This is a genomic window from Brevibacterium luteolum (assembly GCF_013004595.1).
Lineage (GTDB): Bacteria > Actinomycetota > Actinomycetes > Actinomycetales > Brevibacteriaceae > Brevibacterium > Brevibacterium luteolum.
This window is the reverse complement of the sequence record NZ_JABEMC010000002.1, coordinates 163449-174973: the sequence shown is the minus strand read 5'-3', so window position 1 is coordinate 174973 and position 11525 is coordinate 163449. Positions and strand designations below refer to the sequence as shown.

Sequence of the window (11525 nt, the reverse complement as noted above, 5' to 3'; positions counted from 1 at the left end):
GCCTCCGATACCGCCCGTGCGGGATCAGAGGCAATTCACATGCCGGAGACGACCGCTCACACGCTGGAGACGACCGCCGCGGAGTTCGGGGTGTCCTGCGGTGCGGCGACCACCCCTGACTGTGCCACCGCATGTCGAAGGCCCGGAGCCAGGAGAGAGGATTCCGGGCCTTCGACCGTTTGCGCCAAGCCGAACCGCGCTCACTGTCGCAGCTCAGGGGTGAGTTCGCTCAGCCTTCGAAAACGTGCCGCCCTCGGGTGTGCTCAGCCTTCGATCGCGCTGCGGAGGCGGCTGACGTGGCCTTCGGGATCGACGTCGTACTCGGCGTAGGTCAGCATGCCTTCGGCATCGATGGCGAAGGTCGAACGCAGCGTGCCCTTCACAGTGCGGCCCTGGAGCGTCTTCTCACCGAAGGCACCGAAGGCCTTGGCCGTGGCGTTCCCGGGATCCGACAGCAGGGGGAAGGGCAGGCTCTCGGCTGCGGCGAAGGCGCGGATCGCGTCCTGATCATCCGGGGAGATGCCCAGCACCTGGTATCCGGCGGACTGCAGGGAACCCAGGTTGTCGCGGAAGTCGCAGGCTTCGGTGGTGCATCCAGGCGTCGCCGCCTTCGGGTAGAAGTACACGATGACGCTTGTGCCGGAGTAGTCGGCGAGCGAGACACTGCGTCCCTCGGCGTCGCTGAGGGTGAAATCAGGTGCGGTGTCGCCTGCGGTGAGATGACGGGTCATGGTCCATCCTTCCTGAGAACGGGGGCGTGAGAGCGCCCACCGAGCATCCATTAGTTGGAGAATCGTGTCTCTGATTCGGTTTCAGCTGAGGTGTGTCCGAGGGCCGCCAGGGCGCAGACGTGGGCCGCGGTGTCTTCGATCAGCGACTCCGCCTCTGTCCGCAGGTCCTCCAATGATGCGGCTCCGGGTGCGATGGAGAACGCAGCGGCCAGCCTGGCTTCACGGCATTCGGCGGGGGAGAGCTTCACGGTTCCGGCCACTGCGATGACCGGAACCCCCTGCGGGGTGTGGTGCAGCACGGCGTCGACGACCTTGCCGGCCAGCGACTGCGAATCCAGCGACCCTTCACCGGTGAGCACCAGATCCGCCGGCGCCAGCACTTCGGCTAGGCCGACCGCCTCGGCGACCAGCTGCGAACCGGGCACTGTCTCTGCACCCAGTAGGGTCGTCATCGTGATGGGGATTCCCCCGGCGGCGCCGAATCCCGCGCGGGCGCGGAGCCGTTCGGCAGCGCCGGCGTCGGAGCCGCTGCCGAGGTGGGTGCTCAGCACCTGGGCAAGCTGGGTCAGGCCGGCGTCCAGAGTCGTGATGTCGTCGCTGGTGGCTCCCTTCTGCGGCCCGAAGACGGCTGCTGCGCCGCGGGGTCCGGTCAGCGGATTGTCGACATCCACGGCGATCCGCCACCGCACCAGCCCGGCGCGTGGGTGCAGGCCGGACACGTCGATCTCGGCGATGTCGGCCAATCCCTGGCCGCCTGCCTCCACCTCCTGACCGGCTGAGTCGATAAACCGTGCGCCGAGGGCGCGCAGCAGACCGGTGCCGCCATCCGTGCTGGCCGAGCCGCCGATGCACAGCAGGATCTCGTCGACCTCGTCAAGTACGCCTGCGGCGATCAACCCCACGCCGTAGGTATCAGCCCGCAGCGGCTGCAGCTCGACATCGGAGACCTGGGGCAGGCCGTTGGCCTGGGCCGCTTCGATGACAGCCGCGCGGCCGTCAGCCGAACGACCGAAGCGAGCAATCGCCGGACGTCCGATGGCGTCGACCACACGGGCTTCCTCGGGCTCGGTGCCCCACGCGGCCAGCAATGCCTCCAGCGTCCCCTCACCGCCATCGGCGAACGGCAACTCGACTACCTCGGCGGTGGGGAAAACCTGCCGGGCCCCGCGGGCCAGGGCTGCAGCAGCTTCCGCAGCCGAGGCAGAGCCCTTGAAGGAGTCCGGGACGCAGACGATGTGCGGGGGCGAAGCGGTCATCGGAGAATCCTCTGTGAGTTGCGGTGCGGTAGTCGCCAGCGGCGTGCAGCGCGCGCGGTTCTGCCATGGCAGTCCATGCTGTCGCGTCGAGCACCCGGGGCGCATCGTGCCGGCACGGTGGGGAGCTTGAGCGCTCCGGCGGAGCGCTCCCTCGGGGATCCGCTGCTGGCACCATGCGCCTGCGTGCTCGCGATGCTCATCGTGTTCCTCCAGGCGGGCAATGCTGCAGGTGGGGTGCAATCCGATAGAGGAATTATCCGATATGTGAAAATAAAAGTCCAGTGTATGGATAAATTCAGTGTGTGGATAAGAATGCTGGCGGATGCGGGGTCGCCATCTGTATGCCGTGCGTCCAGTTGTGCGGTGCGGGCGGTTTCGATAACGATGAGCAGGGGGTCTCGCCTCAGGGCTGCTCGGTTGACAGGAAATGGAGTCCTGGGTCACACTTTCACGCAACACGGAATGTGTATTCCGTAGTGCGAAATCGGGCAACGAGGAGGTTGTGTGGATCTGGAAGACTTCAACCGGCTCTCTGGCGAGGAGGTGCGATCGCTGCTGCGGCCCTGTCTTGATGTGGACCGATGGATCGATGCCGTGGCGCAGGGGCGCCCCTACGCCGATGTCGATGCATGCCTGAGTGTCGCACGCGCCGGAGCCCATCCGCTGAGTCCCGGGGAGATCGAGGCGGCGATGGCTCATCATCCGCGCATCGGCGAACGCGCCGGCGGTGATTCGGTCGAGGCGAAGCAGTCGCGCCAGGAGCAGGCCGGCCTCGGCTCCCTCGAAGGCTCCGTCAGCGAGCGCCTCGCAGAAGGCAACAAAGCCTATGAGGAGCGTTTCGACCGCGTCTTCCTCATCCGTGCCGCCGGACGCACTCCCGAGGAGATCCTCGCCGAGCTCGAACGGCGGATGCAGAACTCCCCTGAAGACGAGCTCGCGGAGACGGGCGAGCAGCTGGAGCAGATCGCCGCCCTCAGACTGGAAGGGATCCTCAGGTGAGTCATATTACCGCCCACGTTCTCGACTCGATGCTCGGCGTGCCGGCGCGCGGCGTCGAGGTCACCCTCATGACTGCGTCCGGAGACCGGATCGCCACCGCGACGACCAACGACGACGGCCGCGTTGGCGAACTGGGTCCAGAGGCCCTCGATCCGGGTGACTACCGGATCGTCTTCGCAGTCGGGGACTACTTCCGCCGTCGCGGACAGGATCACTTCCATCCCTCGGTCACGATCGACTTCAGCGTCAGGGCAGGCGAGGCGCACTACCACATCCCCCTGCTGTTAAGCCCCTTCGCCTACACGACTTACCGCGGCAGTTGAACGCGACCTCCCCAATCCACCCCCGTCAACCGAGCTCAAACTTTTCTGACAGGAGATCATCATGACCGCAGTCCGACTCGGCAAGAATCAGTTCGGCAAGGCAGAAAATCGCGTCGTGCGCGTCTACCGCGACACCGACCGCCATGAGATCCGCGATCTCAACGTCACCTCCCAGCTGTGGGGCGACTTCACAACTGCCCACACCGAGGGCAACAACGAGCACGTCGTGCCGACCGACACGCAGAAGAACACCGTCTTCGCCAAGGCGAAGGAAGAGGGCATCGCCTCCCCGGAGGACTTCCTCAAGGTGCTCGCCGAGCACTTCACCTCCGGTTTCGACTGGGTCTCCGGCGGCCGCTGGGCAGCTGAGGAATACGGCTGGTCGCGGATCAACGACCACGATCACTCCTTCTACCGCTCCGCCCCCGAGGTGCGCACCGCAGTGCTGACCCGTGACGGCGACGTCGATCATCTCATCTCCGGCTTCTACGGACTGACCGTCCTCAAATCAACCGGCTCGGGCTTCGTCGGCTACCCGAAGGACACGTATACCACCCTGCCGGAGACCGAGGACCGGATCCTGGCCACCGATATCGCGACCCGGTGGCGCTACAACACCACCTCGTTGGACTTCGAGGCCCAGTACGCACGCGTCAAGGAGCTCATCCTCTCGACCTTCACCGACCACTATTCCCACGCCCTGCAGCAGACGCTGTACAAGATGGGTGAGAGGGTCATCGCTGAGGTGCCCGAGATCGACGAGATCCGATTCTCCTGCCCGAACAAGCATCACTTCGTACAGGATCTCTCGCCCTTCGGCCTGGAGAATCCCAACGAGGTGTTCTACGCAGCCGATCGCCCGTACGGCCTGATCGAGGCCAGTATCGTGCGCGACTCCGCACCGGACGTCCCTGAGGCCTGGATGGGCATCGCCGGATTCTGCTGAGCCGGCCGCGTCCTCCTCGCGCACCGCGGTTCTCCCCGACTCTTCCAGGGAGGGTCGCGGATCTGTATGGGCTGCTACGGTGTGGGTGCCTCGTCGATCGGCGCCGCTTCGTCGCCTTGTCAGCTCTTCGCCAGACACATCGGTGCCGCGACCGGGCGCTTCCGGCTGTCACGGGCTCGCGCGCCGCTCCGGGTTGGAATCATTTCTGGCTGGAGCCGCTCCCGAGGTGTCCCGAGGTGTCGATGGGCAGCGTGCCGAAGGGCAGCGCCAGGATCGTCTGCCGCGTGCGCGACATGTTCCGAATGCACTGTGGCCCTTCCCGAAGTTGTCGGGAAGGGCCACAGTTCTGTGCCGGCTCTGCGCTGAGTGGCAGTGTCTGACCAGCTACTCGTCGTCTCGGCTGCCTCAGCGGCACTGCGGAAGCATGCCGCCGATGACAGGCACGTAGCAGACAAACGGGCGCTGCGGAGTGCCCGCCGGCCGCAGGACGAAATCCGGGTCCTCGCTGCCGACGACGAACTCCTCAGCGGCCGTGCGGGCCGTTTCCGGTGAGACAGCGCGATCAGGTGTGGTTGGATTCATTGGACTCTCCATTCCAGTGGCAGGAAGCGACGACTCTGCTGAGCTTCCGCAAAGAGAAATTATTATTCCGCTTTGTGGCTACAAGTTTCCGCCATCTCCGGATGGGGAGTCAAGGGGTCAATCGGTCCGAAGTTCCTCAGCGATCTTGGCGGCAGCGGCCTGCAACAGCGGAACCGCCTTGTCAGCGAACTTCTGATCCACCCGGCTCGTCGGCCCGGAGACCGAGATCGCCATAGGTGTCGGCGCCTCGGGTACGGCGACGGCAAAGCAGCGGACGCCGAGCTCCTGCTCCTGCTCATCGACGGCATAGCCCTGCTGGCGGATCCGCTCCAGCTCGGCTTCGAGCTCCTCGATCGTGCCGATGCTGTGCGACGTCGGCGTGGGCATGCCGGCGGTCTCGACGATACGGCGGACCTGCTCGGCGGGAAGTCCGGCAAGGATCGCCTTGCCCACTCCGGTGTCATGAGTGTGCGTCCGGCGCCCGACCTCGGTGAACATCCGCATCTGCTGCTGCGACGGCACCTGGTCTGCATAGACAACCATGTCACCATCGAGCACTGCGGCATTGGCGCTTTCGCCTAGGTCCTGGGCGAGGACGCGTAGGTAGGGGCGGGCGATGGCGCCGAGCTGCTCGCCGGCCAGGTTCCCGAGGCGGATGAGGCCAGGGCCCAGGGCGTAGCCTCGATCGGGGAGCTGGCGGACTGCGCCGAGACCCACGAGGGTCTTGAGTAGGCGGTGGATCGTGGGCATAGGCAGGTCGACGGCCGCGCCCAGTTCGCTGAGTGTGGTGTGGCCTCCGGCGTCTGCGATGAGGTTCAGCAGGTCAAAGGCGCGCTCGACGGACTGGACGCCGCCCCTGGCGGGGCGATTGGGCGGTTTTTCGTCTGCGTTGCGCGACATGGTGCGAGGTCCCTCCTGGGGAGAAGTCGGCCGAGATCCCGGTGAGCTCAACGGCGGGGCGGGGCTCGGCGTGCCTGCGAAAAAGATTATGAGATGAGTCTATCGGCTAGTCGCTTTTTCGTATAACAGAAGGTATTGTTCGGCATACGAAACTTCAACCCTACGGAAGGACTCCTATGGCCGCACCGAGCCCCGGATACTCGATCACACTGCGGGTGGCTGCACCGGCTGGGCTGACCGCCTCCTCTGATCTTGTCAGGGCGGTCGCGGATGCCGGAGCGGTCCTGACGGCACTCGACGTTGCAGACTCGACCCCGCACGCACTCATCGTCGACGTCAGCTGCGATACCCGCGACGCTGCCCACGCCGACGAAGTCGCAGGCGCTCTCGGCGCTCTCGATGGCGTTGACGTCCACAAGGTCTCAGACCGCACCTTCCTCCTGCACCTGGGCGGGAAGCTCGAAGTGGTGGCGAAGGCGCCGCTGCGCAACCGCGATGACCTATCCCGTGCCTACACCCCCGGCGTGGCCCGCGTCTGCCAGGCTATCGCTGCTGATCGACGGGATGCCCGCCGGCTCACCATCAAGCGCAACACAGTCGCCGTCGTCACTGACGGCTCAGCCGTCCTCGGTTTGGGCAACATCGGCCCAGAAGCCGCCATGCCGGTGATGGAGGGCAAGGCTGTGCTGTTCAAGCAGTTCGCCGGCGTCGACGCCTGGCCGGTGGCGCTGGACACTCAGGACACCGAGGAGATCATCAGCATCTGCAAGGCCATCGCCCCGGCCTACGGCGGCATCAACCTCGAAGACATCTCCGCTCCGCGCTGCTTCGAGATCGAAGCGCGACTGCGCGAAGAGCTCGACATCCCGGTTTTCCACGATGACCAGCACGGCACCGCCATCGTCACCCTCGCCGCACTGGAGAACGCCCTGCGCGTCGTCGGCAAGCGCATCGAGGACGTGAAGATCGTCGTCTCCGGGGTCGGCGCAGCCGGTCATGCGATCATCCGCCTGCTCATCGCCTCCGGTGCCCAGCACATCGTGGCCTGCGGCCGCGACGGCGCGATTGACCGCAGCCGTGAGCAACGCGACGAGCACCGGGCATGGATCGCCGAGAATACCAACGCCGACGGCTTCACCGGCACGCTCAAGGAGGCCGTCGCCGGTGCTGACGTCTTCATCGGCGTCTCGGCGCCCAACCTGCTCGACGGCGATGACATCGCCGCCATGAACGGCGACGCCATCGTCTTCGCGATGTCGAACCCGGATCCCGAGGTCGATCCGGTCGAAGCCGGCCGCCACGCCGCCGTCGTCGCCACCGGGCGCAGCGACTTCCCGAACCAGATCAACAACGTCCTCGCCTTCCCTGGCTTCTTCCGCGGGCTCCTCGACGCCGAGACCCCCGACATCACCGACGCCATGCTCGTCGGAGCAGCTGAGGCGATTGCTGCGTGCATCCCATCAGACCAGCTGCATGCTGGGTATATCATTCCCTCAGTGTTCGACCCCGAGGTCGCCGAGAAGGTGGCACAGGCCGTTGTCGAAGCCGCATTGGCTGCAGATTGAGACTCTGCAACGGAAGGAGTTCCCGCATGAGCGGAGTACAGAGGACCGATGGCGCTGCAGCCCTCACCGACGAGGTGCTGACTTCCATCGACGCAAGCCTGGCCGCCACCGACGAGCTGCTGGAACGCCGATACCCCGGCGAGCGGGACATCCGGCAGGCCGTGCACACCGTCTACGTTCCCGCCGACAGCTACACCCCGGAGCTTCCGGCGCGCTGGGGTCAGCAGGCCCTCGAGGCCGTCGAGCAGCACGGCGGTATGCGCCGCCTGGCCGAACAGGTCATCACCGCAGCCGGCAGCGCACTCGGACCCGTCGCACGCGCCGACGCCTCGCCCGGTGGCGCTGACGACGGTAGCGCACGGGCTGCCGAAGCCGAGGCGCTGGCTGCCGCGGTGGAGAAGAAGCTGAGCACCGAACCCATCGAGGATCTGCGCATCGACTTCGAAGACGGCTTCGGCGACCGCCCCGATGACGAGGAGGACCGCTGGGCGCAGCAGACCGCAGACGAGGCGGTAGCCGGGCTCAGGGTCGAGACCGCGCCTGCCTACATCGGCATCCGCTTCAAGTGCCTCGAAGCTGCGACCCGGCACCGCGGACTGCGCACGCTTGACCTGTTCGTCTCGCGGCTCGTCACCAGCTGGGGATCAGTGCCCGAGCAGCTCGTCCTCACGCTGCCCAAGGTCAGCACGCCGGATCAGGTGACCGCGATGGTCGCCGCCTGCCGGACGATCGAATCGAGCCTCGGGCTCTCCGAGGGTGCGATCGGCTTCGAAGTGCAGGTCGAGACCCCGCAGATCATCCAGGCTGCCGACGGCACTGTTCCGCTCGGGGCGGTGCTCGACGCCGGTGAGGGACGCGTGACCTCGCTGCACTACGGCACCTACGACTACTCGGCTTCCCTTGGCATCGCCGCGGCCTACCAGGCGATGGACCACCCGGTCGCCGACTTCGCCAAACAGCAGATGCTGCTGGCGACTGCCGGCACCGGGGTACACGTCTCGGACGGGTCGACGAACATCCTGCCGATCGGCCAGCCGCAGGCGGTGCATGCCGCCTGGGATCTGCATGCCCGGCTCGTGCGCCGCCACCTGCAGCACGGCATCTACCAGGGGTGGGATCTGCATCCGCACCAGCTGCCCACCCGCTTCCTGGCGACGTTTCACTTCTACCGCGAAGGCTTCGGCTCCGCAGCCCAGCGGTTGCGCAACTACGTCTACGGGACGGACTCCGCTGTGCTCGACGAGCCGGCCACAGCCAAGGCGCTGGCCCGATACCTCGAGCGGGCCCTGGCCTGCGGAGCTGTCTCCGCAGCCGAGGTGAACACCGCTGCCGGCATCGCGCTGGCTCAGCTGCGTGGACTGGCCCGCACCGGGCAGCTGTCTGCCCAGGAGAACTAAGGTGAGATCGGCAGGCGAGCGATCGCCGCGCGAGCACTCCCACGAATTCAACGACGGACTTGAGAAAGGCAGGTTCAATGATGAATGACGCTGAACTCACCGCACAGCAGGCGCACGCCGGCACCGGTGCCACCTACTATGCGCCGCACGGCGGGCACCCGCCGCAGACCGACCTGCTCACCGACCGGGCGGTCATCCGCACAGCCTATAGTGTCATCCCCCGTGGGGTGCTGCGCGATATCGTCACCACCGTGCTGCCGGAGTGGCGCGACACCCGCGCGTGGGTGCTCAACCGCCCGGCCCACGGCGGCCCCGTGACCTTCTCGCAGACGATCCTCGAAGTCGCCCCTGGCGGCGGATCGGACGCCCCGGAGCTCCAGCCGGAGGTTGAGGGCTTCCTCTTCCTCATGGAGGGTGAGGTCCAGGTGACCCTTGATGACGAGACCCACCGCCTCGGGCCCGGCGGGTATGCGTTCCTGCCAGCAGGTGCGCAGTGGACGCTGACGTCTGTGGGTGGCGAGGCGGCCCGGCTGCATTGGCTGCGCAAGCGCTACCAGCCGCTCGCAGGCCACACGCCTGCGCCGCTGTTCGGCAACGAGAACGACATCGAGCCCTCTCCGATGCCGGGAACCGAGGGTCGCTGGCGGACGACCCGGATGATCGATCCGGCCGATCTCGCCTACGACATGCATGTCAACATCGTCACCTTCGAACCCGGTGCCTCCATTCCGTTCGCCGAGACGCACGAGATGGAACACGGGCTCTACATTCTGCAGGGCAAGGGTGTCTACCGGCTCAACGACGATTGGGTCGAGGTGCAGGAAGGCGACTTCCTCGCACTGCGCGCGTTCTGCCCCCAGGCCTGCTACGCCGGCGGACCGGAACCGTTCCGGTACCTGCTGTACAAGGACGTCAACCGTCAGGTCGAACTCTGAGCTGAACCGCACGCGCTGACCCTGAACCGCACGCGCTGACCCTGAACCGCACGCCGCCCATGGCTGAGCCGGGCGGCTTGGCATACCAGCCTTCAGCGCCGGGAGAGCAGCTCGACCATCCCGGTGATGACGGCGTTGGCGTCTCCGGCGTCGATGTCGACGGTCTGGTGCCGGTCGTAGAAGACGCTCAGATCGAGCCCGACGCCCAAGCCGGCGATCTCGACCTGGCCGCTGGCCGTCCACTGATCGACGGTGCGGCGCAGGTGGGCGCCGAGGTACTCATCGTCATTGGCGTTGGCCGTCACCGCATCCGAGGGGCTCCCGTCGGAGATGACGAGTACGACCCTGCGCTCGGCTTCGCGGCGGGCCAGCCGGGCAGCCGCCCAGTCGAGCGCCTCCCCGTCGAGACCCTCCTTGTACAGGTCCGAGCGCAGCAGTGCCGCGAGCCCTGCCCGCCCGCGCCGGTAGCCGGCGTCAGCGTCGAGGAGCACGATGTGCCGGCGTTCGGCGATTCGGCCGGCACCCAGGGGTGAACCGGCCCGCTGCCAGTCCTTCTTCGCCCGCCCACCGGTCCACGACCGGGTGGTGAAGCCGAGCACCTCGACACTCATGCCGAGCGCATCACCAGCCCGGGCGAAGGTGTCGACCGCTGAGGCAATGGCGAACTGGTGGGTGCGCATCGAACCGGAGCAGTCGATGAGCACAGAGAGGGCAAGTTCGGTCCGCGGGACGATCCGCTCGGACTCGAAGACCAGCGTCTGGCTCGGAGCGGCGATGAGCTGGGCGAGCCGGCGCCGATCGAGCCGGCCCTCTGGCTGCCCGGCATCGAAGCCGTCACTGCCGGCGCGGGCGAGCTCACGCTCAAGCCGGTGGGTCAGCCGGTGAACTGAGAGCCCACGTTCGCTGATCGCCTCATCGAGCCGGCGGCGCAGCTCCCGCAGCCTGACCGGGCGCACGAGCGTGAGGGCGGTCGTCGTCTCGTCATAGACGCGGGTGAAAACCGCATACTGCCCGGCGGCGGCACTGAGCGTCTGCGACTGCCCGAGCCCTGCGACCGCACCGTCGTCATCGTCGTCTTCGGCCTCACGCTCCTCATCGAAGAGCGCCAGTTCCGGGGCGCGCCCGCTCCGCCCGCCGCGGGCCAGCTCATCCTCAGCTGCAGCCTCCTCGGCCAGGGCCGCGACGATGCCCGCCAGCTCACGAGCCGGGCCGGCGAAAGATCCTTGGTCATGGCGGGCCCGCCGCAGCTGCAGCAGCGGCGCACCGATCTTCTCGGCCAGATCGAAGCGCGTGTGCTCGAGCAGATCCTCCAGGTGCGCTGGGATCGGTACAGCGAGGATCCTCGAGCGGGCGGTGTGGGCGAGGGCGAAGATGATGAGCCCGACCTTCGTGTCGATGAGACCCGAGGCGAGGAACTCATCAGACCACTCACCGAAGCGCAGCGCCAGATTCCGCCGGGCTCCCGGTGCTGAATCCGGCACAAGCGACTCGACCCGCAGCTGCTCGAGCAGATCGAACACCGTCCGGGCGGCAGGTTCGGCCGGGCGCAGCCGCCGGTGCAGCTGCCGGTCCGAGGCCTCCCACCGCAGCCACACGGCATCGGCGACTCCGCGCAGGGAGGCAAGGGACGCCTCGGGTGCAGGATTGAGGTGCAGGGCCGGCACCGCCAGCCGCTTGGGCCCGTCGTAGAGCCTGCCGCCGCGGTGATGCAGGCCCGGCCGGCCGGTCGCAGCGCGAGCCTGGGCGTCGGCGAGCTCGCGGAAGTGCTCGCGCCGCCGCGTGGTCCGCGGGCTCTCCTGGGCACCCGGCGGCGGCCCGCCGGTCGCGGTCGTCGGGTCGGCGGTCAGCGGGGCACCCGCGCCCGAGGAGGTGGTCGGCTGGGTGCTCATGC

The 11525-nt window shown here is 67.2% G+C and carries 11 protein-coding genes; 6 read left to right on the top strand and 5 right to left on the bottom strand.

The genetic code is table 11. The features are described 5' to 3' along the window. Positions 1-263: 263 nt before the first annotated feature. A complete protein-coding gene (gene bcp, locus HLA91_RS04270; protein WP_170273695.1) occupies positions 264-731 on the bottom strand; it encodes a thioredoxin-dependent thiol peroxidase in 468 nt (155 codons plus the stop codon). Positions 732-781: 50 nt separating this feature from the next. Beyond that, positions 782-1987 carry a glycerate kinase gene (locus tag HLA91_RS04265; protein ID WP_170273694.1) on the bottom strand — a complete coding sequence of 402 codons (1206 nt, stop codon included), beginning with the start codon at positions 1985-1987 and terminating at the stop codon, positions 782-784. A 504-nt stretch (positions 1988-2491) separates the two neighbouring features. On the opposite strand from HLA91_RS04265, the gene uraD reads away from it, so the two are divergent. The 3 genes from uraD (at position 2492) to pucL (ending at position 4255) form a co-directional block, all read left to right on the top strand. Next, positions 2492-2986 (top strand): 2-oxo-4-hydroxy-4-carboxy-5-ureidoimidazoline decarboxylase, encoded by a 495-nt coding sequence (gene uraD, locus HLA91_RS04260; protein ID WP_170273693.1) that lies wholly within the window; start codon positions 2492-2494, stop codon positions 2984-2986. Beyond that, entirely contained in the window at positions 2983-3309 is a 327-nt protein-coding gene (gene uraH, locus HLA91_RS04255; protein WP_170273692.1) for a hydroxyisourate hydrolase, read from the top strand. Before uraD ends, uraH begins: the two co-directional genes overlap by 4 nt. Positions 3310-3370: 61 nt before the next feature. Then, entirely contained in the window at positions 3371-4255 is an 885-nt protein-coding gene (gene pucL / locus HLA91_RS04250) for a factor-independent urate hydroxylase (protein WP_170273691.1), read from the top strand. A gap of 405 nt (positions 4256-4660) precedes the next feature. Here pucL and HLA91_RS04245 read toward each other — a convergent pair whose 3' ends face one another. Further along, positions 4661-4837 carry a hypothetical protein gene (locus tag HLA91_RS04245; RefSeq protein WP_170273690.1) on the bottom strand — a complete coding sequence of 59 codons (177 nt, stop codon included), beginning with the start codon at positions 4835-4837 and terminating at the stop codon, positions 4661-4663. A gap of 117 nt (positions 4838-4954) precedes the next feature. Continuing rightward, entirely contained in the window at positions 4955-5737 is a 783-nt protein-coding gene (locus HLA91_RS04240; RefSeq protein WP_170273689.1) for an IclR family transcriptional regulator, read from the bottom strand. Positions 5738-5913: 176 nt separating this feature from the next. Between HLA91_RS04240 and HLA91_RS04235 the strand changes: the two genes are divergently transcribed. From HLA91_RS04235 to HLA91_RS04225, 3 genes are all read left to right on the top strand, one after another. Then, positions 5914-7302, top strand: a complete 1389-nt coding sequence (locus HLA91_RS04235) for an NAD-dependent malic enzyme (RefSeq protein WP_170273688.1) — start codon at positions 5914-5916, stop codon at positions 7300-7302. Positions 7303-7328: 26 nt separating this feature from the next. After that, the gene (locus HLA91_RS04230) at positions 7329-8699 is read left to right on the top strand and encodes a DUF6986 family protein (protein WP_170273687.1); all 1371 of its coding nucleotides are present in this window, start codon (positions 7329-7331) and stop codon (positions 8697-8699) included. Between the two features lie 77 nt (positions 8700-8776). Then, entirely contained in the window at positions 8777-9634 is an 858-nt protein-coding gene (locus HLA91_RS04225; RefSeq protein ID WP_239557095.1) for a bifunctional allantoicase/(S)-ureidoglycine aminohydrolase, read from the top strand. Between the two features lie 92 nt (positions 9635-9726). Here the strand turns inward: HLA91_RS04225 and HLA91_RS04220 are convergent, their stop codons facing one another. Continuing rightward, positions 9727-11523 (bottom strand): cobaltochelatase CobT-related protein, encoded by a 1797-nt coding sequence (locus HLA91_RS04220; protein ID WP_170273686.1) that lies wholly within the window; start codon positions 11521-11523, stop codon positions 9727-9729. Positions 11524-11525 lie beyond the last annotated feature (2 nt).

Excerpts from the sequence above, each read along its gene's own strand:
- bcp (WP_170273695.1), bottom strand. The coding sequence starts at position 731 with ATGACCCGTCATCTCACCGCAGGCGACACCGCACCTGATTTCACCCTC.
- HLA91_RS04265 (WP_170273694.1), bottom strand. The coding sequence starts at position 1,987 with ATGACCGCTTCGCCCCCGCACATCGTCTGCGTCCCGGACTCCTTCAAG.
- pucL (WP_170273691.1), top strand. The coding sequence starts at position 3,371 with ATGACCGCAGTCCGACTCGGCAAGAATCAGTTCGGCAAGGCAGAAAAT.
- HLA91_RS04245 (WP_170273690.1), bottom strand. The coding sequence starts at position 4,837 with ATGAATCCAACCACACCTGATCGCGCTGTCTCACCGGAAACGGCCCGC.
- HLA91_RS04240 (WP_170273689.1), bottom strand. The coding sequence starts at position 5,737 with ATGTCGCGCAACGCAGACGAAAAACCGCCCAATCGCCCCGCCAGGGGC.
- HLA91_RS04235 (WP_170273688.1), top strand. The coding sequence starts at position 5,914 with ATGGCCGCACCGAGCCCCGGATACTCGATCACACTGCGGGTGGCTGCA.
- HLA91_RS04230 (WP_170273687.1), top strand. The coding sequence starts at position 7,329 with ATGAGCGGAGTACAGAGGACCGATGGCGCTGCAGCCCTCACCGACGAG.
- HLA91_RS04225 (WP_239557095.1), top strand. The coding sequence starts at position 8,777 with ATGATGAATGACGCTGAACTCACCGCACAGCAGGCGCACGCCGGCACC.
- HLA91_RS04220 (WP_170273686.1), bottom strand. The coding sequence starts at position 11,523 with ATGAGCACCCAGCCGACCACCTCCTCGGGCGCGGGTGCCCCGCTGACC.